21 protein-coding genes are annotated in these 24912 nt (G+C 34.6%); 15 read left to right on the forward strand and 6 right to left on the reverse strand.

The genetic code is table 11. The annotated features are described in order from the left end of the window. From AS161_RS09220 to AS161_RS04625, 10 genes are all read left to right on the forward strand, one after another. The coding region (locus tag AS161_RS09220; protein ID WP_206518774.1) for a hypothetical protein at window positions 1-217 on the forward strand (217 nt) is incomplete at its 5' end. 104 nt (window positions 218-321) lie between these two features. Further along, on the forward strand, window positions 322-1509 hold the full coding sequence (locus AS161_RS04585; protein WP_164541963.1) for a maltose ABC transporter substrate-binding protein: 1188 nt from the start codon (window positions 322-324) through the stop codon (window positions 1507-1509). A gap of 87 nt (window positions 1510-1596) precedes the next feature. Continuing rightward, window positions 1597-3303 (forward strand): ABC transporter permease subunit, encoded by a 1707-nt coding sequence (locus tag AS161_RS04590; RefSeq protein ID WP_206518775.1) that lies wholly within the window; start codon window positions 1597-1599, stop codon window positions 3301-3303. Next, window positions 3303-5714: an ABC transporter permease subunit gene (locus AS161_RS04595; protein ID WP_164541965.1), complete on the forward strand. Its 2412-nt coding sequence runs from the start codon at window positions 3303-3305 to the stop codon at window positions 5712-5714. Before AS161_RS04590 ends, AS161_RS04595 begins: the two co-directional genes overlap by 1 nt. Window positions 5715-5736: 22 nt before the next feature. After that, the gene (locus tag AS161_RS04600) at window positions 5737-6897 is read left to right on the forward strand and encodes an alkaline phosphatase family protein (protein ID WP_011993948.1); all 1161 of its coding nucleotides are present in this window, start codon (window positions 5737-5739) and stop codon (window positions 6895-6897) included. Window positions 6898-6941: 44 nt separating this feature from the next. Continuing rightward, window positions 6942-8345: a glutamate--tRNA ligase gene (gltX, locus tag AS161_RS04605; protein ID WP_164541966.1), complete on the forward strand. Its 1404-nt coding sequence runs from the start codon at window positions 6942-6944 to the stop codon at window positions 8343-8345. Beyond that, window positions 8342-9472, forward strand: a complete 1131-nt coding sequence (locus tag AS161_RS04610; protein WP_241241339.1) for an alanyl-tRNA editing protein — start codon at window positions 8342-8344, stop codon at window positions 9470-9472. The genes gltX and AS161_RS04610 overlap by 4 nt, the downstream gene beginning before the upstream one ends. Before the next feature lie 32 nt (window positions 9473-9504). Further along, a complete protein-coding gene (locus tag AS161_RS04615) occupies window positions 9505-10728 on the forward strand; it encodes a hypothetical protein (protein WP_164541968.1) in 1224 nt (407 codons plus the stop codon). 3 nt (window positions 10729-10731) lie between these two features. Beyond that, window positions 10732-11250, forward strand: a complete 519-nt coding sequence (locus AS161_RS04620; RefSeq protein WP_164541969.1) for a hypothetical protein — start codon at window positions 10732-10734, stop codon at window positions 11248-11250. A 107-nt stretch (window positions 11251-11357) separates the two neighbouring features. Continuing rightward, complete coding sequence (locus AS161_RS04625; RefSeq protein ID WP_164541970.1) at window positions 11358-11723, forward strand: hypothetical protein; 366 nt, start codon at window positions 11358-11360, stop codon at window positions 11721-11723. Here the strand turns inward: AS161_RS04625 and AS161_RS04630 are convergent, their stop codons facing one another. Next, window positions 11724-14066: a homocysteine S-methyltransferase family protein gene (locus tag AS161_RS04630; RefSeq protein WP_164541971.1), complete on the reverse strand. Its 2343-nt coding sequence runs from the start codon at window positions 14064-14066 to the stop codon at window positions 11724-11726. Between the two features lie 145 nt (window positions 14067-14211). Between AS161_RS04630 and AS161_RS04635 the strand changes: the two genes are divergently transcribed. Together AS161_RS04635 and AS161_RS04640 are read left to right on the forward strand one after the other, a co-directional pair. Beyond that, window positions 14212-14508 (forward strand): metalloregulator ArsR/SmtB family transcription factor, encoded by a 297-nt coding sequence (locus tag AS161_RS04635; RefSeq protein WP_164541972.1) that lies wholly within the window; start codon window positions 14212-14214, stop codon window positions 14506-14508. 32 nt (window positions 14509-14540) lie between these two features. Beyond that, complete coding sequence (locus AS161_RS04640; RefSeq protein ID WP_164541973.1) at window positions 14541-15515, forward strand: cation diffusion facilitator family transporter; 975 nt, start codon at window positions 14541-14543, stop codon at window positions 15513-15515. Window positions 15516-15547: 32 nt separating this feature from the next. Here AS161_RS04640 and AS161_RS04645 read toward each other — a convergent pair whose 3' ends face one another. Further along, on the reverse strand, window positions 15548-16108 hold the full coding sequence (locus tag AS161_RS04645) for a methionine synthase (RefSeq protein WP_164541974.1): 561 nt from the start codon (window positions 16106-16108) through the stop codon (window positions 15548-15550). An 82-nt stretch (window positions 16109-16190) separates the two neighbouring features. On the opposite strand from AS161_RS04645, the gene AS161_RS04650 reads away from it, so the two are divergent. Further along, complete coding sequence (locus AS161_RS04650) at window positions 16191-16643, forward strand: YkgJ family cysteine cluster protein (protein ID WP_011993938.1); 453 nt, start codon at window positions 16191-16193, stop codon at window positions 16641-16643. A gap of 69 nt (window positions 16644-16712) precedes the next feature. Here the strand turns inward: AS161_RS04650 and AS161_RS04655 are convergent, their stop codons facing one another. From AS161_RS04655 to AS161_RS04665, 3 genes are read right to left on the reverse strand one after another with little or no spacing between them, the layout of a single operon-like run. Beyond that, window positions 16713-18464: an NAD+ synthase gene (locus AS161_RS04655; RefSeq protein WP_164541975.1), complete on the reverse strand. Its 1752-nt coding sequence runs from the start codon at window positions 18462-18464 to the stop codon at window positions 16713-16715. Further along, a complete protein-coding gene (locus AS161_RS04660; protein ID WP_164541976.1) occupies window positions 18461-20530 on the reverse strand; it encodes an MMPL family transporter in 2070 nt (689 codons plus the stop codon). The genes AS161_RS04655 and AS161_RS04660 overlap by 4 nt, the downstream gene beginning before the upstream one ends. 23 nt (window positions 20531-20553) lie before the next feature. Beyond that, window positions 20554-21312, reverse strand: a complete 759-nt coding sequence (locus AS161_RS04665) for an SDR family oxidoreductase (protein ID WP_206518776.1) — start codon at window positions 21310-21312, stop codon at window positions 20554-20556. Window positions 21313-21462: 150 nt separating this feature from the next. Between AS161_RS04665 and AS161_RS04670 the strand changes: the two genes are divergently transcribed. After that, complete coding sequence (locus tag AS161_RS04670) at window positions 21463-22023, forward strand: YbhB/YbcL family Raf kinase inhibitor-like protein (protein WP_164541977.1); 561 nt, start codon at window positions 21463-21465, stop codon at window positions 22021-22023. A 58-nt stretch (window positions 22024-22081) separates the two neighbouring features. Then, window positions 22082-23251: a tRNA uracil 4-sulfurtransferase ThiI gene (gene thiI / locus AS161_RS04675; RefSeq protein ID WP_164541978.1), complete on the forward strand. Its 1170-nt coding sequence runs from the start codon at window positions 22082-22084 to the stop codon at window positions 23249-23251. A gap of 53 nt (window positions 23252-23304) precedes the next feature. On the opposite strand, the gene AS161_RS04680 is transcribed toward thiI, so the two are convergent. Further along, the gene (locus tag AS161_RS04680; protein ID WP_164541979.1) at window positions 23305-24861 is read right to left on the reverse strand and encodes a ClC family H(+)/Cl(-) exchange transporter; all 1557 of its coding nucleotides are present in this window, start codon (window positions 24859-24861) and stop codon (window positions 23305-23307) included. Window positions 24862-24912: the final 51 nt, after the last annotated feature.

The following is a 24912-nucleotide window of genomic DNA, read 5'->3' on the forward strand; positions in this document are numbered from 1 at the left end:
AAATTTCCATGACATGGTTACAATGAACACAACGAGGGTAAGGGAAAGAGAAAAGTTTGTGTTTTTTGGTGAAAGAAAGTTTAAAGTAACGCTTGCAGTCTTTGCAAAAGAAGATTTGGTTTTTGAACTTATCATGACCGTTTTTGATGAAGTTAGAAGAGCCACAATGAGGGCATTTGAGTTGGATATTAACCATATCGGGATACCTCCTTATTGAGAGTATATTGGGGGGTGTCCCCTATTTAAGAAGATAATATGATTTTTGAAATTTATCAATACCTTTGGTTAACAAAATCCACTAAAAAAAGGGAGGTAGAGTGTATGAGAAAAGTACTTACGGTTATTTTAGCAGCTTTGTTTGTCTTTTTAGCTTTTGCCCAAGCAAAGAAGATTACCATTTGGACATCTGAAGCACAAGTTCCTATTCTTAAGAAACTTGCAGATCAGTACAAAGCAAAATACGGTGTTCAAGTTGATGTAATCCAAGTAAACTTCGGAGATATAAAATCCAAATTCTTAACAGCAGCTCCAGCAGGTGAAGGTCCAGATATCATCGTTGGTGCACATGACTGGGTTGGAGAACTTGTTGTAAACGGATTACTTGAACCAATTAACCTTCCAGAAAAAGAAAAGTACTTCCCAACACCTCTTCAAGGGTTCACATACAACGGAAAACTTTACGGTATACCATATGCATTTGACGGTCCAGCAATTATGTACAACAAAGACTACGTACAAAACCCACCAAAAACATGGGATGAATTAATCGCTCTTGCAAAGAAAATAGAAAAAGATTATGGTGGAGAAGTTAGAGGATTCATTTACGATTACAAGAACTTCTACTTCAGCTCATTTGCATTCTTTGGAATGGGTGGATACGTATTTGGAACAGATAAATCAGGTAAAGTTAACGTAAAAGATGTCGGACTTGCAAACGCTGGAGCAATTGAAGGTCTCAAACTTATAAAGAAACTTGTCGATGAAAAGATACTTACATCTGGTGACAACTACAACACAATGGATGGACTCTTCAAAGACGGCCAAGCAGCTATGATACTCAATGGCCCTTGGGGAGTTAAAGGGTACAAAGAAGCAGGTATCAACTTTGATGTTGCACCAATTCCAACACTTCCTGGTGGAAAAGCTCCAAAACCATTCTTCGGAGCACAAGGATTCATGGTTAATGCTAAGAGCAAGAACAAATTGTTTGCACTTGACTTCTTAACAAAGTTCATCGCAACAAAAGATATTATGTACCAAATTTGGCAAGCAGACCCAAGATGTCCATCAAGAACAGATGTTAGCGAACTTGTTATGCAAAAGGATCCACTTACAAAGAAATTTGCTGACTTCCTTGGAAAATACGGTCTCCCAATGCCAAATGTTCCAGAAATGGCAGCAGTTTGGGGCGCTATGGGCGATGCTCTCGCAAAGGCTCTTGATCAAGGCGTACCAGCTGAAAAAGCGCTTGCAGACGCAGTTGCTCAAATAAAAGCACAAATTAAATAAAGACTTACAATATCAGGGGCACGGGGGAATAATGCCCCGTGCTTTTTCTTAAGAGTATTTTTATTTACCTATAAGGAGGATGAATTGATGAAGATAATAAAAATACTTGGCTGGCTTTTACTCATAGCTTTTACTATCTTTGGAATACTTGGAGGATTATTTCTTATTGGAAGAGGTTTTTATGAATTATCAATCACACTGTTTGTTTTAGTTTTTCTTATAGATTTTTTCATTATCAATCCAGCTGGTTATCCATATAGATACATGATACCGGCACTTATATTGCTTTTTATACTTGTTCTTTATCCTATTGCTTTTACTATTAGAACCGCTTTCACAAATTACGGGACTGGACATATAATGACACGTCAAGAAGTTGTTGAAAGACTCCTTGTTGATCCAATTTACACTTATGCCGTAGATGACGGATTGCAACTTAAATATTATGTATATGTTAGATTTGAAGGTACACAACCGACGAAAGATTTTAGAGTAATTGTATCTGACGGAGAAAATACTTACATTATGAGAGAATATAAACCACTTAAAACCGAGGCTGGAGAATTAATACTTGGTGAAGCCGAATTGATTAAGTTAGAAGAAAGCGGAGTTAGAGTGGAAAGGCAAAATGGAATGATAGAACTAATCAACGACGGTGGGAAAATTTTCAAATATTTTTATTCACCCGAAGATCCAACAACTTTCATAAATGAAGAATTCTTCAAATATTCAATCCTTTTCCCAACATTAAGTAAAATAGAATTTGTTGATAGTTTAGCTAATAGATACTCAATAAGGCAAAATGAAGAGGGCAAACTTTTGCTTTATGGTATTAAACATATGTACAAACTTGGACTTGCTGAAGTTATTGAAAACGGAAAGAGTGTCGTGAAAACTGTTCTTATAAATACTTCAACTGGTAAGCCTTTGATTGAAGAGAATGGGACAATTTACGACATAGATGAAAATGGTAAAAAAATCGTTGTTGCGGGTTATATTTCAAATTACGGGCTTAAGAATTTCACAAGAATATTTACAGACCCAACCGTTTCTGGTCCATTTGCAAAGATATTCGTTTGGAACTTCACCTGGGCAGCTTTAAGCGTACTTTTCACCTTTGTGATAGGACTCATTTTGGCGCTTGTTTTGAACAATCCAAACCTCAGAGGACGAGCAATATACCGCTCACTTTTAATTATCCCTTGGGCAATACCTGCGTTCATATCTGTTTTGGTTTGGAAAAATGGATTTTTCAACGAAACTTACGGTATATTTAATAAGTTCATCATAACCAAACTCTTTGGTGCTGAACCAATAAAATGGATGAATGATCCATTTTGGGCCAAAGTTGCTGTTTTAACTGTTAATACATGGCTTGGATTCCCTTACATGATGGTTGTTACACTTGGAGCGTTACAGAGTATACCAGAAGATTACTATGAAGCAGCGGCCATTGACGGGGCAACAAAATGGCAAAGATTTTGGAAGATTACATTCCCTCTTCTCATGACAACAGTTGCACCATTATTAGTTGGTAGTTTCGCTTTTAACTTCAATAATTTTGTTAACATCTACTTACTTACAGGTGGTGGACCAGCAATGCCAAATACCACAACACCTGCAGGTTCGACAGATATATTGATATCCTACACTTATAAACTTGCTTTTGAAGGTGGACGTGGTCAAGACTTTGGATTTGCATCTGCAATTTCCATTCTCATATTCCTAATCGTTGGCAGTTTGAGCTTTATAAACTTTAAACTCTCAGGTTCCTTTGAAGAGGTGAATAGATAATGGTAAAGAAAGAGCGAAAATTACTCACTCACATAATACTAATAATCGTGTCCATTTTAGTTTTGTTTCCAATAGTTTGGGTTGTCTCAACATCGCTTAGAAGAGATAACGCAGCGTTCTCTACAAAATTGTTCAGCAATAGATTGACTTTGCAAAATTACAGAGACCTTATCGCTCCGGAAAAAAACGGACCAAGGCTTGTTTCCGATATAGATGCATTGGTACTTATGGCACCACCACATGATAAAGATACATTAGAAAAAGCGAATGAATATTTCAAAAAAGATATCGAACTATTCAAAAAATACATCGTTGAAACAGAAACATTGAAAAAAACAATAGACACAAACATAGAAACGCTCAGAAAGTATTTTGAAGAAAATTCAGATACACTTGTAAAAATGTTTAATTCAGATATAGATAAAATAATTAAAGAACTTGATTTTCAAAAACCTTCGAGGTATTTGGAAGTTGCTGCTTACGATTTATACACTAACCAATACGACGTCTCACTTTTAGATGGCGTTGATTACTTAAAAGGAGAAGCGCAATGGAATTCTTTAATTGGTGAGAGAAAAACTAAAATAGATGATTTGAAAAACCAAATACAATTATTGGAGAACGAGGTTAGCTCTCTTGAGAAAAACTACAGAGTATATCAAAGTCAATATCTAGCGACTCTTAAAACGATAAATTCTTATTTAATACCACAACTGAAAGAATATACGCTCTCACTTGAATCAGCTAAAAATATTTTGAATGCTGCTGAAAAATCACAAATTTACTCATCTTTAACACCAGATGAATCAGAAGTCAGATTCAAATTTGAAAACATGTTTGCAGAAATTAATAATCTTCGAGTAAATTCTCAAAAGTTCCAAGATCTTGTTGAATTAGATAATTCATTGAAACAATTCCAAAAAATTTACGATGAAATAATATCTAGATGGGATAATTTTGAGCATAAGGACAAAGCACCGTTCGCGGACTTTTTAAATACGATTGACATGTTCTCTACAAGAGTAGCAGGAACTGTTAAAGAAACAAGGACACTTATCGAAAAGCTTAACAATATAACTTCAAAACTTCTTGAACTTCAAGCTAAGATAAATCCAGCTAAGAAAACGATTTCTGATTTTCAAGCAAAGATTAATCAATTAAATCAGGAAATTGAAAAAGCTTACGAAACAATATCAGAAGCTAAAATTTACTTGAAAGCTCAAATAGTTAAAAAGCAACTTGAAGAAACAAAACAAAGGGTTCAGAATTTAAAACTTCCTGCACAATTACAAATTATGAACCTACAATCTAAGAAAGTATTTGGTATAACAAGTGATATAGTAAATGACTTAACTGATGGTAAGAAGAAAAATACTTTAAAAAAGATAATCTTAACAATCGATTGGCCAGGAATAGCCAAAGATATGTTCACAAATTACGACATTTTCTCCGAAAATTATAACTCATTCATTAATGATTTAAAGCTTTACCTCTCAGATGTCGAAATTCAAGGTCCAAAATTTATGCCTGCGGCGAAAGCAGGTATAAAGGTGAGACCTCAATCGCTTGAAAGGTTAACAGATACAGTTCTCTCAACTTATAGAACCAATGTTGTTCCAAATATGAATGTTATGTCTCGAAAAGCATCAGAACTATCTGATAAATTGAAAATTAAAGATACTGAAAAACTCCTCAAAGCTTTAGATGGTGCCGCGTTTAGAATTGACCAAATATGGCAGAGGAAACCAGACCATTACATGCTCAGATGGATATTGAACAGTGTTATAGTCGCTCTCAGTGTTGCTATTATAACAACAGCTGTTACAGCGCTCGCGGCTTATCCATTTAGTAGGATGAGGTTTAAAGGCAGAAAGTATGGAATTATGTCGTTGTTACTTATTCAAATGTTCCCAGCCATAATGTACATGATTGCGATTTACTCATTCCTTGCATTTGCTGGTAAGTACGTACCTGGGTTTGGATTGAACAAATTATCTGGTTTGATATTTGCATATCTTGGTGGTATAGCGTATAATATGTATTTGATAAAGGGATATTACGACACTATTCCAGATTCACTTGAAGAAGCCGCGTTAATTGATGGAGCAACGAGATGGCAAACATTTATAAAAATAGTTCTTCCACTTGCATCACCAATACTCGCAGTTATAGTTATACTAACTTTCATGGGAACATTTAACGAATTTGTTTTGGCAAGGATTATCCTTCAAGATGTCAAGCAATACACATACGCTATAGGTCTTTACACATTCTCAACAGGTCCGTTTGAAACTCAATGGGGGTTATTCACAGCGGCAGCATTAATAGGTATGATACCAATGGTTACACTCTTCTTGTTAATGCAAAAGTACATAGTTGGTGGACTTGTGAAAGGTGCGGTAAAAGGCTAAAAAATGAGAGGTGTTTAAAATTTTGGAACTTTTACCGGATTACGAAAGAGGAATTGTTAATCTTGTTTCGACATTCCTAAAAAAATTCGATTGTCAGGCATTTCATCCTGAATTCCCCCTCGAAAACTCCTTCGAGGGGGTTTTCAACAATGTAAATAAGGTAATTATATTCTTAATCGATGGAATGGGTTACAAAAAATTTAATGAGATAAATAAAAAGATAGGGTATGAATATGTTCTGAAAGCTTCAAGCGTATTTCCAACAACAACTGTTGCGGCCGTAACAAGCTGGTTTACTGGGCGTACACCCAAAGAACATGGCCTTCTTGGGTATATTTTGTACCTGCGCGAAATTGGTGCTATAACAAATATGATAGAACACTCTTATCCAGGTGTTGAAGGTGGCATCTTTTCAGGGTTAATAAAAAGGAGAATACATAGATTAGAAAATGTTTTTGATATCTTAAAAGATAAAGGGCTTTACGGGGGAGTGTTAACACACTCAACGATAGCAAACTCTGGTTTGTCGTATCTTATACATAGGAATGGGCATATAATGAGTTATTTTTACATGGGTGATTTACTTGCAACTTTGAAAAAAAGACTTTCAGAAGATTGGAAAGGTTTATTATACGTATACTGGGGTTATTTAGATGGGCTTGGTCACAAAAAAGGTCCGGATTCTGAGGCTTACGAGATAGAGATGGAAAGGTTACTTTTGGAATTGAAAAGATTTGCAAGTGAGAATTTACCAAACGATACGTTACTTGTAATCACATCAGACCACGGAATGATTCAAATACCAAGTGCCAATAATTATTTTATCAAATCAACGGATCCATTTAACCGATTACTTTCATCACCACCTGGCGGTGAAATGCGAATGATGTATTTCTATTTATCTAGAAAAAGTAATTTTGAATTACTCAAGAGATACTTTGAGGAAAATTTTCCGGAAAAAAGTGAATTTATACCATCAAATGAAGCAGTTGAGATGGGACTTTTTGGTAGAGGGCGTGCTCACCCAGAATTGTATAATCGAATAGGTGATGTTATAATGGTAGCGAAGGATAACTATGCCTTTACATACCTTTACAGCGGCGGAGAAGAAAGATTGAATGGAATGCACGGAGGGTTAACAGAAGAAGAGCTATATGTACCAGTAGTTTTTGTAAGAAGATAATTGGTAAATAAGATAAACTTTGAACCAAAATTGGAGGTGTACCAATGAGTCAAGAAATAAATCAAAAATCTCAAGAAGTTAGGGTAAGATTTGCACCAAGTCCAACGGGTTATTTGCATGTTGGCGGAGCAAGGACCGCTCTTTTTAATTGGCTCTTTGCAAGAAAAAACAATGGAAAATTTGTATTAAGAATAGAAGATACAGACACTGAACGTTCAACTCGTGAGTCTGAACAGATGATAATGAACGATTTAAAATGGCTAGGTTTGTATTGGGATGAAGGACCAGATATTGGTGGAAACTATGGACCTTATAGACAGAGTGAGAGACTTGAGATATACAAAAAATATGCTTATGAACTTGTAGAAAAAGGTTACGCGTATTTTGCTATATACGATGAAAATGATCCTAAGAAAGTCATTGAAAAAACAACAAAAGAACCAAAAACAAAAAATCCATTCACTGTTGTTTTCAAAGTGCCTGAGAACAAAGTTATAGCGTTCGATGACATGCTTAAAGGTAGAATAGAATTTTCAACAGAACATATGGAAGATTTTATAATATTAAAATCAAACGGCTATCCTGTGTATAATTATGCCGTTGTAATAGACGACCATTTTATGAACATAACTCACGTACTTCGTGGTGAAGACCATATATCCAACACTCCAAAGCAACTACTTTTGTACGAAGCATTTGGATGGGAACCACCTAAATTCATGCACATTCCTCTCATACTCGGTGCAGATAAAACTCCTCTCAGCAAAAGACATGGTGCAACCGCGGTTGAACATTTTAGAAAAGAAGGTTATCTTCCCAAAGCGCTTGTAAATTATCTTGCCATATTAGGTTGGAGCGTTGATGAAGAGATATTCGATTATACTCAAAAAGTGCAATCTTTTATGCCTGAACAGATATCAAATAAAAACGTGGTGTTCGATTATCAAAAATTAGAATGGGTTAACGGAAAGCATATGAGAATGCTAAGCTTAGATGAGCTTATGAAATATTTTAAAGATTGGCAAGAGTTTACTGGGACCAAATTTGAAATTCCAGATAAAGTTATCGAAATATCCAGAGAAAAAGTTAACACGTTAAAGCAACTATACGAATTTACCCTTCCATTTGTAGATGATAATTACGAATACTCAAATGATTACATCGAAAAATTCCTAAAAAAGCCTGAAGCGATTCATATACTTGAACTCGGTATGAAAAAATTCTCAGATTTAAACGATTATACTATAGAAAACGTTGAGAAAGTGCTTAGGGAAATTGCAACAGAACTTAACCTTGGTACAAACAAAGTATTTCAAACAATTAGAGGGGCAGTACTTGGTAGGTTAGTTACACCGGGCTTGTTTGAAAGCATTGCTGTTTTTGGGAAAGAAAAGACGCTCAGTAGAATAAGAAGAACTATAGGTATGATAAGTACCATTGGAGGGTGATTGATTTGAAGATACTTGGAAAGTATCTTGGGAATGTCGTAAATATAGAAAAAATAGAAAATAAAGACGGAAAATATTATGCCTACGCGAAAATATCACCATTTTATCCTGATTGGAAGGGCGGACAACTAGGTGATAGAGGCTTTATAAACGGAGCAAAAGTTTTAAGTGTAAAAGAAACAGAAGAATGGGTTATTCATGAAATAGACAAACCTATCGAATTAGGTATATATGAAGTTCAAATAGACGAAAAGAGGCGAAAAGATATCGCACAGCAACACACTGGTCAGCATATACTATCTGCCGCATTTATACATGTAGCTGAGATTGAGACAGTAGGTTTCCACATGGGAGAGGAATACTCAACAATAGATTTAGATATTCCATATATCGAACCAGATGTGTTAAACGAAGTTGAAGAACTTTCTAATCAAATAATTCAATCTAATATACAAATAGAAGAAATAATAACAGACGTAAACGGTGCAAATACTTATCCACTTAGAAAAAAATTGAGTGATAAAATAAAAGAAGAAGTAAGGCTTATAAAAATAGGTGATTTTGACATATCAGCTTGTGGTGGATTCCACACAGACTACACGGGGGAAGTTGGATTGATTAAAATAATAGACACTGAGAAAGTCAAAGGTAATTTAACAAGAGTTTATGCTGTTTCTGGAATGAGAGCTCTGAAATATTTCCAAAAGTACAATTCTGTGCTTAAAGATTTATCCAAATTACTTACCTCGTCGATAGATGAACTTAACTTAAGGACACAAAAATTACTTAATCAGGTACGTGAGCAGGCATTAACACTGTCAAAACTTTCAGAAGAGTACGCCAAAATACTTGCAACAAATTTACAAAAAGAAGGTCTAATATATTTAGAAGGCTATTACGAGGTTGGTAATTTCCTTTGGAAAATATTAGACTTGAGTAACGCTATTTTCGTTTATTTCGATGGAGAAAAGTACATAATTGCTTCGAAGAAACATAACGTTAAAGATGTTATAAAAGCTTTAGTAGAGAACTATGGTGGTAAAGGTGGTGGAAAAGAAGATTTTGGAAACTATATGAATAATAAAAAATTATCAGTTGATGATTTTGAAAAAATATTAGAAGATTAAAACTATTCAAAAAAAGTTGGAGGTGTAAAAAGATGAAGAACAAGAAGATTTTAGTTGTAGCACTTGTATTTTTTGCTTTTGTATTCTCATTTTCAGATGCGTTGAAGTTTTTACCAAAAAATTACTCTACGCTGGTCTATATACCAAATTTAGCAAAAGCTTACGATGCTTTCAAAACAACACCCACTGGTCAATTACTTCTCTCAGACACGGGTATCGGTCTTGAATCATTGGTTAGAGGAATTCTTGAGCAACAATTACTTTCTATGAAATACACGATGAACGATTTTGATCTTTTCATGGGCGAAATGCTTTTAGCAACTGATAATAACGGTAATATGACTGTAGTTCTCGGACCGGTAAAAAGTTCAACAAAGATGAAGAAAATTCTTGAAGCATTTCTTGACGCAGAAACCTTGAAAAAAGTTAAATTCATCGATAATTATTTCGTACTTTCCGACGTTCAAACAGGTGGAGGAAAAGTGCCTGCAAACTTGCAGAACGTTCTCAAAGGTAATTTGGGAGTAACTTATGTAAATATAGTTGATGGAAAACAAGCTTTCGAAGGTTACGGATATTTCAGAGTTGAAGGAACAGCGATGACATTCTACCAGAAAATAGATGCAAAAACAGCGGAATCAAAAGCTGCAATAAAGGAATTAGCTTCCAATAAACCAATCGATATACTTGCCGATAAAAACGTGGGTGGAGACCTTCTAGTCTTTGTCAACAGAAACATACCAGAAGCACTTAAAAAATCCGTTTTGGATGCCATTATTTCTACTTTGAATTTAACAAACTTACAAGCATCGGGCGTAATGTATCTATGTGCAGATATTGGGCAAGCATTTTCACAGATGATGAATACAGATACTCAGAATAATCAAAATTCAAATGTGAATATTTCAGCTTATTCTGTAGTTTTTGGAACAGGTTTTAAGATGCCAGCTGACGTGAAAAAATATGTAACAATAGGCTCAGATAGATATGGAGTACTTACTGCTGAGAATGGTATGGAAAGTTATATACTTATCAAGAATGATAGGATGATAACGTACACCGTTGCTCCAAATAAATACAAACCCGGTGATAGAACATTCTTTACATCGCTTTACGATCCAAAATACTTTGCCGGAATATTCATAAATTTTGAACCACTCATATACAATATGTTAGGAAAGAAGGTTAAGTCCTCAGCAACATTTGTAAGCTATGTCGAAGGTGAATCAATCATTCAAAAAGGAACGATTAAATAATCTATGGAAAATAAAGCAGGAAAATTTGTTGTCGGTTGTTTTATTAGTTTTTTCTTCATAATATTTTTCATTATTGTTTTAGGAGCCTTTGAGGAAATTTTTGCTCTATCGGGCATTTTTTCTCTAATTTTTATTTTTTTCCAAATATTTGTTATTTATGCTATTTTTAGAGTATTATTTTCGGTTCTAAAGGGTGCAAAAAATGTAGCAAAAAATTCTAAGCAGAATACTCAAGAAATAAATGAAGAAAGGTATAGAGAAAATGAAGAAAATAATTACGAGGAAACACAAGAACTGGAAACAACTCGGAACAAAACAGAAATGAGTTTGGATATTCAAAAAGCCTTTATGATACTTGGCTTATCACCTGATGTTAGTTACACAAAAGTTAGCGAGAAGTACTACGAAATGGTCAAAAAAATAAATAGTAAAAAAATGGATGAAAATGAAAGACAAAGAATACTTGATGAATTGAATAAAGCTTACGAAATCATCACGGATTATTACTCAAAGAACTTTTAGTGAACATAGTTTATATATAATCAAAAGAGCGATGCTAAAAAATCTGCATCGCTCTTTTGATTAAAAAGCTTCGTATTTGGTGTATAATTATATCGGGAGGGAAGTTTATGATTCTCATAATATTTATGATATTGAGAATATTTGCGATAGGGCTTTTGTTCTATACCTTATTTGTAATGTTAAGATTCCTGACTTCTCCGGAATCACCTACAGAAGTTGGTAGAAAAAGAGAATTATACAAAGACTACAAAGTAAAAACAGACTTACCAAACGAAAAAATTATTAAAGCGTTTAAAGTCTTTGGACTTACCCCGCAGGATTCGTATTCAACAGCTTCTTACAGATATTTTCAAATGAGACGTATGGTTCAGAATTCGTCGTTACCAGGACAAATTAAAGAAGGAAGAATAAGAGAGCTAGATGAACTATTCGATGCACTAACTGATTATTATAGACAGAGTAACAAAATTTGATTAAGTCTTTGATACTAACTCTTTGCACATTTCGACAGCTTGTTGCGCGTCTTTGGCATACAAACTGCCAAATCGTTTGGCAAGCTCTTCGTTCATCGATGCCCCACCGGCTATTACAGGTACTGTAACACCGTTATTTCTAAGTGTTTTTACAACTTCACCAACTTGTACAACAGTTGTTGTCATCATAGCAGATAATCCAACGATATCTGGGTTAAGCTCTTTGACTTTTTCGAGTATTACTTTCGCTGGGACATCTTTTCCTATATCTATAACCTCAAAACCTGCACTTTCAAGCACCGTTGCAACAATTTTCTTCCCTATATCGTGTATATCACCTTCAACCGTTGCAAGTAAGACTCTTCCGAGCTTTGCCGAATCTTTCTCTTCTATCATAGACAATAGCTTATTAAATATTGGTTTTACCGTTTCGGCTGCTAATATCAAATGTGGTAAAAATATCTTATTTTGCGCGTAAAGATTTCCTATTACTTCCATCGACTTTGTAAGAACATTTTGAGCCACTTCTATTGGTTTCATCGAGTCAAGATACGCCATTACTTGCTTCTCAGCATTTACACCATCGCCAGCTAAAAGTAATTTTGCCAAATCATTGTCTACGTCATCTACACTTGCATTTGTTGATTCTTTTTTCAGTATCTTTTTCATTCCACTTAGTATGTTTACAGTCGTCACTTCAGATGTATTCAATATTGCTCCAGACAAGCCGTAGTGCATTGCAAGTGCCAAGAAAGAAGCGTTGAGTTGTTCCCTATTTGGCATACCAAAACTGAAATTTGATAACCCTATACTTGTTTTGATACCTTCCTTATTAAGTAACTTTATCGTTTCAAGCGTCACATTGTAATCTTGATTTGCCCCAAGTGGTAAAACTAATGGATCGACGAAGATTCTCGAACGCTCTATTCCATTCTTTTCTGCGTATTCAACAGCATCCTTCGCTATTTTGTATCTCTCCTCAGGACTATTTGGTATTTCCTTTCCCATCGCAAGGATAATCAATATTCCACCGTATCTTTTAAGCATATTTATCTTAGCATCCAAATCTTCCTTGATAGCTTTCGATGAATTTATAATAGCCCTTCCTGGGTATTCAAACAACGCAGCTTCGAGGTATTCGTTGAATTGTATATCTAAAGATAAAGGAAGACTTACAATTCTATCTAGTTCCACAATAATTCTTCTAAAATGTTCATCACTCAATACACTTTCCAAACCTAAGTTAACATCAAGAACTTGTGCGCCTTCCTTTTCTTGGTCCTTTGCCAATTTTAATACATTTTCAAAATTAAATTCCTTAATTTGAGCATGCAATTTCTTTTTAGCGGCAGCGTTTATTCTTTCACCAATTACGAGGAATGGAGAGACTTCAACCATGTATGTTCTGTTTGTTATCACGTTAAGTTCTTCTATTTTCCGTGCTTTAGGTTTTCTTTCACCTATAAGCTTTGTCATATATCTAATATGGTCAGGACCTGTACCACAACAACCGCCAACGATATTTGCGCCAAGTTCTACATAATCTTCTATGTAAACTGTGAACTCTTCTGGCGTAGTTTTGTAAATTAACCGTCCATCGGCTGATAGAGTTGGCTTTCCAGCATTAGGTTCGGCAAATATAGGCTTTTTTGAAAAGATAGACAACTTCTTTACAAGAGGAACCATCTTATCTGGCGTTAATGTACAGTTTATACCAATCGCATCTACATCAAGATCGTTAAACAAAGAAACGTATACTTCTAAACTTGTTCCTGTAACAGCAACGCTATTTTCTTCAAACGTCATGCTTACAAGTAATGGAATATCCTCTGAAACATCTCTTACTGCCAAGTAAGCGAGTTTAAGTTCCTTCAAATCGCTCATTGTCTCAATTATTATCCCATCAACACCGGATTCTATAAGCACTTTCGCTTGTTCTTTGAATATGTTATAAACATACTTTGAATCCAAATCGCCAATTGGTTGAATCATCTCACCAACAGAAGACATATCGCCTAATATATATACCTTCTTTTCAGAATGTTTAGCAGCTTCTTTAGCGATTCTAACAGCTTCTGAATTTATCTGCTCAAAATAATTTTCGTATCCAAGTTTTTTTAATTTGTGCCTATTACCACTGAACGTATTCGTGAGTAAAAAATCTACACCAGCTTTAACATACTCGCTTTGAAGCTCTAATACCTTTTCCGGAGCTTTAACATTCAATATTTCAATTGGTTCTTTACCCTTTATGTACCCTCGCTTAAAAAATTCAGTGCCATAAGCACCATCTAAGAAGAGCACACGTTCGGAAATAAGAACATGAAACTCACTGCGTGTCAATGAAGTTACCTCCTTTGCTTTAATTCATTTTTTGGTTTTAATATATTATATTCCCATTTTAAATGTTGACAATATCAAATTCAATGATATCATTGATATGAACATATGAATAACTATTCAATTGTTTAAAAAGAGGTGAGTAGCAATGTTTACAGAGTTTACAGAAGATGACCTTCTAAAATTATCTGACTTCTTTGGTTTGCTTTCCGAGTCAACAAGGCTTAAGATTATATTGGAACTCATCGGAGGGGAAAAGAATGTTTCACAAATTTCAAAAAACTTAAATATGTCACAATCAGCAGTATCGTACCAACTTAGGATACTCAGGCAAGGAAGGATTGTTAAATTTAGAAAGTCTGGTAAGAATGTTTTTTACTCTATCGACGATGAACATGTGGAAGGTATAATCAACAAGGCTATAGAACATTTAAAGCATAAATAGAATTAAATAAAATTACAGAAAGGGGATTGGCTATGTCTAATCATTTACATTCTAATAATGAACATAGTATAAATCATTCGCACGATGAAAACAGCCATAACCATGCTCACGACCATTTCAACGATGTTGAAAATCTAAGTGGAAAGAAATTATTCTATGTTGTATTACTTAATTTTGGAATTACTTTAGCTGAATTTATCGGTGGACTGATAGCGGGAAGTCTTGCGTTAGTTTCCGATTCCATGCACAACCTTAGTGATGCTCTTTCCATTATACTTGCTTACTTTGCTCACAAAATATCGTTAAGAGGCGCAAATAAGGGTAAAACTTTTGGTTATGGTCGAGCTAAGATAATCTCTGCTTTTGTAAATTCAGTCACATTGATGGTCATAACCGTATTACTTATAAAAGAAGCTGTTTTAAGGTTAATCAAACCAGAGTTTGTACATTCCGATACAGTTATTATAGTTGGTACAATAGGATTGATTGCGAATATACTCAGCATGATTTTTTTAAAGGGGCACTCTGAGAAAGATATAAACATTAAGTCAGCTTATTTACACATGCTGGGAGATGCCTTTTCATCGGTTGCTGTTGTGTTAGGCGCAATATTGATAAAGTATTTGAATATACCTTTAATTGATCCAATATTAACGATATTTATTGCTCTGTACATCGGTAAAGAATCATTTGAAATTCTTATCAAATCGCTGAATGTTTTGATGCAGTCAACCCCACATAATATAGACGTTGATGAAATAATCAAAAGACTTGAGAATATCTCAGAGATAGAAAATGTTCACCACGTTCACATTTGGAGTTTGGACGGCAAAACAAATTTCTTTGAAGGTCATATTAATCTTAAGGAAGATGTTACTGTAAGTCAGAGTATGGTAATATATAAAAAAATAGAACAAGAATTAAGTAAGATGGAAATTTACCATTCAACTATACAATTCGAATACAAAGGATGTCCGGAATGTGGAGTTATATCTCACAAAAAGTGAATTTTTTAGTGAATATTTTTTAGTGAATCTTTCTAACTTATTATAGGCGAGATGCATGTAGTTGTCTTTCTTGGAATCATTATACCACTATTCAATACAGTGATCTTGTCGTCTATTCCAAGTAGTTGAATATACAATTTATTAACTGAAATATGTAAATCACCATAACCCGGTGAAAAGCGCGATTGAGTTTTTATTGAGTAATTTTCGCTCAAAATATTCTGAAAATTATCGTTCAAAGTTTCAAGAGCTTCCGAACCCCAGGCATCCAGCAACATACTATGTAATGTGGAATCTTTTGAAATATTATCTATGCATTCGTCTAATTTATGACCCAGGGTAGATACAAATATAACAAACTTTTCAAACTCACTGTACTTTTGTGGTATAGCTTCTTGTGGTATACTATACTTGTCAAAGATATCCCAGTAGACTACAGGCTCAACACATTCAAGACCGGTAAGGTATATTTTATTGACTATATCCATAAAATTTTCATCAGAAACTGTAATAGAGTACCTTGCACCAGCACGAGCTAAGAAAATCTTTTTTGATGGCATGTAGTGAATTTTTTCAGGGATAAATTTTTTCAAATTCGTTCACCCCTTCAAAGAAATATTTTCTTACTTAATTCCAATTTTATCATATTAAAATACAAAAAAATGGAGGTATGGCATGAAAAAGAATATTGGAATAGAGATTCCAGGGATATGTAAAGCTTGTGGTGGGAAGTGTTGTAAAACTTTTCCAGGATTAGCAACACCAGAGGATTTTGGAGCACCAGATAGAGATTTAATGCGCGAAAAACTATTAAAAGCTCTTATAAGCGGTAGATGGACAGTGGATTGGGTTGACCAAGATGCTGAACTTTATTTTGTCAGACCCGCTATCAAAGGCTTTGAGGGAAGCGTTTTTGACCATGCTTACAATGGAGAATGCACATTTTTGACAAATACTGGATGTGAATTAGATTTTTCTGAACGGCCTGAAAGCTGTCGAATGCTGATACCAAAATTGGAAGAAAGATGCGACCCTCAAGGCTACACTCGAATGTACGTATCGAAAATTTGGAAAGATTACGTTGACGTCCTTATAGATGTTGCTATAGAAGTTGAAAATAGTCAATGAGAAAGTAAATAAAGTAAAAAAACAGCGGGACAAATCTGAAAATCAAAATCCCGCTGTTTTTTACTAAAATTACTTTTTCTCAAGCCATTCTTTAAATGCATTTGTAATCGGTAGCCTTCTATCTTTTCCAAATGCCCTGTGTGTGATTTTCGGTCCAGGAGGCATTTGTCTTCTTTTATATTCATTTATATCAACCATCCAAGCTACTTTCTTAACCGTTTCCTCATCAAATCCTCTTTCTACGATATCGCTTACACTGTAATCTTCCTCAACGTACAACTTCAGTATTTCATCTAATATCTCATACGGTGGAAGTTTATCTTGGTCAGTTTGATTTTCTCTTAGTTCTGCGCTTGGCGCTTTTTCAAATACTCTTCTTGGTATTATTTCTCTACCATATTTTTGATTTACGTACTCGGCAAGCTCATACACAAAAGTTTTGTAGACATCTTTGATTACCGCGTATCCGCCAGCTGTATCACCGTAAAGTGTTGAATAGCCCGTGCTGATTTCGCTTTTGTTTCCTGTTGTGAGAACTATCCAACCAAATTTATTCGAAAGTGCCATTAGAATTACTCCACGTATCCTTGCTTGCAAATTCTCCTCTGTGATGTCAAACGGTCTATCTTCAAAGACAGGTTTAAACATATTCAAGAATGAGTTGTAAGCTTCCATGATAGGAATTGTCAGAAATTTTATTCCTAAGTTTTCTGCTAATATTTTTGCATCTTCTTTGCTATGCTCAGATGAAAACGGACCAGGCATGGAAACACCAACAACATTTTCTGCGCCTAACGCATCAACAGCAATACAAGCAACAAGCGTACTATCCATACCACCACTCAATCCTATAACCGCTTTTTTCATTCCATTCTTCCTTATGTAATCCCTAGTGGCTAATACCAAAGCATTGTATACTTCTGCAACTTTCGGAAGAGTTTTTTCCACCCTATTTGTTATTTTTGTTCTCTTGGGCTTGCTCTCAAAAGGCAATTTTACAATCTCAAGATTTTTTCTTTCTTCATCCATAATTTGTTTATCTTGGCGCCTTCTTGGATCTTTTACGCATGTTTTGTCAATATCTATTAAGTCGACATCAACAATAAGTAAATCTTCTTCGAATTGTTTTGCTCTTCCTATTATTTCTCCTTTTTCATTTACAACTAAGCTTGCACCATCAAATATTAATTCATCTTGCCCACCTACGCAATTCACGTAAGCAACTGTGGCAATATTATCGTTCGCGCGAACAGAGAGCATTCTTTCTCTCCAAGCGATTTTTTCCACATAGTAAGGTGAGGCTGATAGATTAACAATTAGTTGTGCGTCGCCTAAGAGCGATTCAAGTCTCGCAGGACCGCCCGGATACCATATATCCTCGCAGATAGTTATACCAACCCGAATATCTTCCAAAAGAACGACTAATGCTTTGGTTCCCTTTTGGAAATATCTCATTTCATCGAATACTCCGTAATTTGGTAAATAATTCTTTCTGTATTTTGCTTGCACCTTGCCATCATTTATAACGGCCGCTGCATTGAATATATCGCCTTCTTCATCGACAAAGCCAACAACAACGACCAACGATTTTGGAACGTGCCTTGCTATTTCTTCAATTGCTTCCTTATTTTTCCTTACAAAATGTGATTTGAAGAGTAAATCCTCCGGAGGGTAACCGGTAATTGAAAGTTCTGGGAATATAACGATATCCACATCATTTTCTAAAGCTTTATTGATATACTCGATAATTTTATTCTTATTTCCTTCTATATCTCCAACGGTTGCATTGATCTGGGCAAGTGCTAATCTAACTTTATTCATTTTCTTACCTCCTTGCGTTTTCTTAGTGATTTTACCTTTTCCCTGATGTTACCAAATGAAAGCATGAATGGAAGTGTAGTAAGTGTTAAAACTGTTGCTGTTGCTATACCTAAGGATACTAAGATTGCTATTCTTTTGAACAAAGCAAGTTCCCCACCAAAGAGTAAGGTTAAAAAACCACCTATTATTCCAAGAGCATTACCGATGATTGCTGGCCCTACGTTTTTAACAGATGTAAATATGTTTTTTGTCTTGTTATAATCATGCCCGATGTGTATTGAATAATCAATAGCCAAACCAATAATTATGCTGGATGTTAGTGCTGTAGATATTTCAAGTTTCATCTTGAATAAAGCCATGTAAACAAAATTTAAGATAGTTGCGAAAATAACCGGTGATACAAGTTTTAAGGCCTCAGAGAAATCTCTAAAAACAATCAATATCGTTAGAAAAACTATGGAAAGCGCGGCTATAAGACTTTGTATTTGACTGAGTAATATACTATCATTTACCGCTTTCCAGACAAATGGTGTACCAGCTAAATAGAAATCATAATTATACTCTTTAAGGCAATTATTTATAATTTCACTAACTTTATCAAGATTTTCACTACCTGGGGTTGTAAGGTTTACGGTTAATCGTATTGTTTTCCCATCAGCTATGTAGTGCTTTAAAAGTGGTTGTGTTCTCGAAGCTAAAACTAATACCGTGATTGGAACATTTCTTGGAAAATCAACGCTTGATATGTATTCTGATTTTGACAATTCATTTATTATCTTATCAATTATTTTATTATCGCCGGGTAGAAATACACCAGCTTTTTTCTCAAGAACGATGTATATACTATCTCTAATACCGAATTCTTTTTCAAGTATTTCGTAACCTTTCACAATATCAGATTTTTTGGAAAAGTAATCCGTACTTGTCAATCCAACTTTTATTTTTGAAATTATAAATGGAGAAATAGCAACAGCAATTATGACTATTGCTAATATAAACATTGCTACATGATTTCCGAAATACCTAATTCCGAATGTTTTTGGTGGTCTTTTAGATTTGAATTTTGACAAATTCAGTAATTCATGAACAGTTGTTAATGTTAGTATAAAGTCAATTAAAAGACCCAAAGAAACTAACACACCAAATTCTCTGAAAGCTGGGATCTTAACGAACAAAAATGATATGAAACCTATTGCTGTTGTCAACATTGAGAAAAATATCGGTGTGCCTATCTGTTTTCTTGCATCCTCTGTTCTAAAAGTTGCATTGTAAAAATGCAAAGGATAAGCAGAACCTATTATAATTAGAAACGATGGTACCATAGCTGTTAGTACGTTGACGTATCCTCCAAAGAAAAAATACAATGCATAAGTGTATAATGAGGCTAGAATAGGTATAAAAAGTGATATGATAGCAGCGCGTATGCATTGTGTTTGATAGGTAAATATAAGCAGTATAACAATGAACATGACAATTGGATAAAAGAACATTGACCTTTTGAGTTCATCGAATAATTTGTTATTAACCGACGCCTCAGAAAGTACTATAACAGGTTCGTCTTTCAAATCCTTTGTTATCCTTCTAACTATTGGCTCAACTTGACCGTTAACTTCGACTATAGCAAGAAATAACGCATAATGGCCATCACGTGAAATAAAAGTCTTCAAATAATCTGGAATATTTTCAATATCAATGGAATCATTAAAGATATATGATTCACTGCCAGGATAGTTGAGTATAGATATAACCGTTCTTACATTTTCCATCTTTTCTAATTTCGATTGAAGTAAACGCAATTTTGCTAGTGAACCAGGTTTATTTAATGGGATGTCTGATTTGTAAATAATTGAAATATTCGTCTTGTCGCCAAATTTTAGAGACATCTTTACAAGATTTTTGACTGCTGGATTATCTATTTCTGTAATAGGTTTTCCCGGTTTGTATCCGGGTAAAAATACCTCTATCTTTGTTTCTATATTTGCATAGTTCACAATTATTATTACCGATAAAATTAGTAAAAGAATGCTGATAATCGTATATTTAAACTTGTAGATGATATTTAGCATAAAATCATCTCCTTTGTGTGTTTCTAAATGTAAATCATTTTCTTTGTTATTCCACCGTCTGCAACAAAAGTCTGCCCAGTTATGAATCCACTTTTTTCATCGTCTGTAAGAAACATGACAAGATGGGCTATATCTTTAATTGTCCCTGCTCTTCCAGTTAGGTGTTGTTCGTGCTCCTTTTGAGAAATCTCTTCTCCTTCGTGCAATATCCATCCTGGGCATATCGCGTTAACTCTAACTTTTGGTCCCAAAGAATTCGCCAATGCGTGAGTTAATCCTAAAATACCGGCTTTTGATGCACTGTATGCTTCATTGCCAGGTTCTGACATTAAGGCTCTTGTTGAGGATATATTAACAATTGAACCTTTCCCAGGATTTTCGAGCATTAAAGGTACACCAAAACGAGCCATTAGAAAATAACCGGTGAGGTTTACATCGATAACCCTCTTCCATTCATTTACCGATAAACTCAGAAAATCTTTGAAGCCACCAATTGCCGCATTGTTTATAATCGCATCAAGCCTTCCAAAATTTTCCTTAATCTTCACATAAAATTCTGCCACAGAATATTCATCCGAAACATCTCCATGATAAAGTAAAACATTTTGTGCGAATTTACCCACTGGAAATTCTTCTAATGCCTTTTTATCAAAATCTATAATTCCAACATTCCATCCATTTTTTAAAAATTCAAAAGCTATCCCTTTCCCAATATTTTTTGCTCCCCCACTCACAACTGCAACTCTTTTGGATAATTTTTCATTTTTTATCATATTTTCCATGATTACCGCCTCCAAGAGAAAGCTCTAAGATAAATTATATCACTATATCAAAAATTAATAGCATCCTTTTAACAAAATTTAATGTATAATTATACTTTGAGAAAAGAAATTTAAGATGATAAGTGTATTTTTGTGCGAGGTGAATAAAAAATGAAAAGGCTATTCTCTTTGTTGGCTATTTTAATAGTTTTATTCGGGTTTGTTTATGGAGCTGAGAAGGTTGCGAATAAGGAGGCGAAACGTATGGTTGTCACGAGTGTATTCAAAAACGGAGAGTTTATACCGAAGAAATACGCTTGCGAAGGGGAAGATATAAATCCAGAATTGGTGATAACAAACGTTCCGAAGAATGCTAAAAGCATAGCAATAATATGCGACGACCCAGATGCGCCTATTGGTACGTTCGTTCATTGGGTGATTTGGAATATACCTGTGAATGGAGATAGCGTTAAAATACCCGAAGGCTTAAAGAAATTAGAAAAATTGACTGAAGGTACTATGCAAGGATATAACGATTTTGGAAAAATCGGTTATAACGGTCCATGCCCACCAAGAGGTCATGGTGTACACCACTATCATTTCAAAGTCTATGCACTTGATACACTTCTTGAGTTGAAAGGAAAAGTAAAAAAAGCAGATCTTGAAAAAGCTATGAAAGGACATATAATAGAAAGCGCAGAAATTGTTGGTTTGTATGAAAGAAAATATTAGATTTGGGAAATAATAAGATATAGAGCTTTTCCAAAATATTTCTTAGGAGGAATGAATCTTGGAAAGAGTATTTGTGGTCAGATATTCAGAAATAGGTTTGAAAGGTAAAAATCGTGAGTTTTTCGAGAAAAAACTCATAGATAACATTTTAAAGATTGTTAGACCTGCTGCTGTGAATAAGCGCTATGGAAGGATAATTGTAAGGATCGGAAGAAATGACCCAAATCTGCTTGAGGAAAGATTGAAGTACGTTATGGGGATTCAAAATTACAGCTTAGGTTACGCTCTTGCGCATGATATCGACGAAGTTAAGAAAGTAAGCTTGGAATTGGCAAAGCTGGAAGTTGAAAAAGGATATAAAACGTTTAAAGTATCTGCTCAAAGAGGATACAAAGATTTTCCTCTTAACAGTATCGAATTGAACAGAGAAATAGGAGGTTACATCTACGAAAATATCCCCGGGTTAAAAGTAGATGTTCACAATCCTGAATTTGAAATAGGTATAGATGTAAGGGAAAAGGAAATATTCGTCTTCTCGGGCAAAAAATACCTTTCTGGGGGATTACCCGTTGGTGTTTCTGGAAGAGCTTTGCTACTTTTAAGCGGTGGTATCGATAGTCCTGTGGCTGGTTGGTATGCGATGAGAAGAGGTCTAGAATTGCAAACACTAACATTCCTAAGCCCCCCAATGACCACGGAAAAATCTGTTCAAAAGATTTTGGATTTAGGAAGGGTGCTTTCAAGATACTTACCTAACGGTTTGAGGATGTGGATTGTCCCACTGACGGAAGTTCAAATGTATATAAAAGAAAATGCGCCTGATGAGTACTCATTGATACTTCAAAGACGTTCTATGATGCGTATTGCAAATATGATTGCCCGCAGAGTGAAAGCTAAAGCGATAATCACAGGTGAAAATCTTGGTCAAGTTGCAAGTCAAACTCTGACGAACATGGCAGCCATTGAAGATGCAAGCTCATTACTTGTAATTAGACCGCTTATTGGGTTCGATAAAATTGAAACAACGAATAAAGCGAAAGAAATCGGTACATTCGAAATTTCAATTCAACCTTACATAGACAGTTGTGTTGCTTTTGCTCCGAAAAAACCAGCAACAAAATCTGATATAAACGAAATAAGAAAAATAGAGGAAAAACTGGATGAACTAAGCGATTTAGAGTACCAAGCATTCAAGAAGCGCGAATCTTATAGAATAGAAAACGCATAAAATATTTTTCAACAAACATCACGTCTTATATTCTCATAAGACGTGATGTTTTTTTATTCTTTTACCGATGTAGCTTTTTTGATTAATTCCCTTTTATTTTTTGAAGCACTTTCCTCGGTTGTAAGTATTGATAATATATCTCCTGCATGGAGTACAACTTCACCGTTGGGTATTATCTCTTTATTACCTCTTCTAATGGAGACTATCAGACAACCTTCCGGCCATTTGAAATTTTTTATTTTTATCCCATCTAATTCTGAACCTGTGGAAATGGTTATTTCAATCAAAGTCTTTTGATGTGGCCTAATTAAGTTTCTTAATCCACCACTGCTTTCCAGAATTCTTTCTAATAACGATTCGTATATCGGTTCTTCATTTAAAAGTTCTGCAGTTATGTAAGAGACAAATGAGACTAAAGATAATTCCAAAAAGTGGTTGAGTGTTCCGACCATCTCCGTTATCAAAACTATCCCAGTTATAGGTGCTCTGACTATGGTGACAAAATATCCGACCATGCCTAAGGTTATAAAATTTACCATGTATGTATTATTTGTATCAAAAAAAATAAAAATACCACTATAGAAGGCTTTTCCTATGAGAGCGCCTAAAGCTAACATGGGAAGGAAAATTCCGCCTGGTGCGGACGAAGCGTAGCTAATCATCGTGAACGCAAATTTTATAACCAAAATTATTAAAATTTGTTTCAAAGTTATGTTAACTTTACTAGTTTTAATAACCAAATCGTGCCCTCCACCTAATACATCTGGAATTGTTAAGAGTAATACAACCCCTATCAACGAAGATATCAATATTCTATTTTCAATCTTCTTGAATACCTGTGTAGATTTTAAAAGTGATTTATTAAAATAGACACCCAAAATTCCAGTAACGAATCCTAACAATATTAAAAATGGATAATATTTTAATGGTATTGTGCTTGATAACTGAAAGTTAAATACGGGTTTTAATCCAAAAACAGTCTTTGAAATGAAATCCGAAACTATAGCTGCTATCATTGAAGTTAAAAGAACCATAGGCGAAAAATTTTTATGTAACTCCTCCAATGAAAAGATTACCGCTGCTAAAGGAGCATTAAAAGCTGCTGCTAAACCAGCGCTCGCTCCAGCCGTTATCAAATACTTTTCTTCCATTTTTGTCAGTTCTAATTTTCTGCTAAAATACATTCCTACAGTCGCACCTATTTGTACAGAAGGCCCTTCACGTCCTAAAGATAAGCCATTTAAGATTGCTAAGAATCCACCTATAAGTTTTTTGTAAATAGCTTTTATTGGATTATAATCTATTTGTCTTAAAATAACCCCTTTAATTTGTGGTATACCACTACCACTTATCATTGGTTCGGTTTTTACAAATTTTTTGATTATTAGAGAGTTAATTACTACTAAAAATAGTATCAAGAAAATATAAAGATGGTTCGAATTATACATATGAAGGGCGTATTCTCTTATAGAATCGGCTTTTGTGAGCATTATTCTGTATAATATTACCATTAAGCTACTGAAAATTCCGACTGCTATGCTTTTAAGTATTAGTTTGCTTTTCAATCTAGCAACCTTTTCAATTAATTTATCAGCTGATTCCTCTGCCATAAATATGCCTCCTTGATAGATAACCTAGAATTTCATCATAATACAAAATTA

The organism is Fervidobacterium sp. 2310opik-2, assembly GCF_011057735.1.
GTDB classification, from domain to species: Bacteria; Thermotogota; Thermotogae; order Thermotogales; family Fervidobacteriaceae; genus Fervidobacterium; species Fervidobacterium nodosum.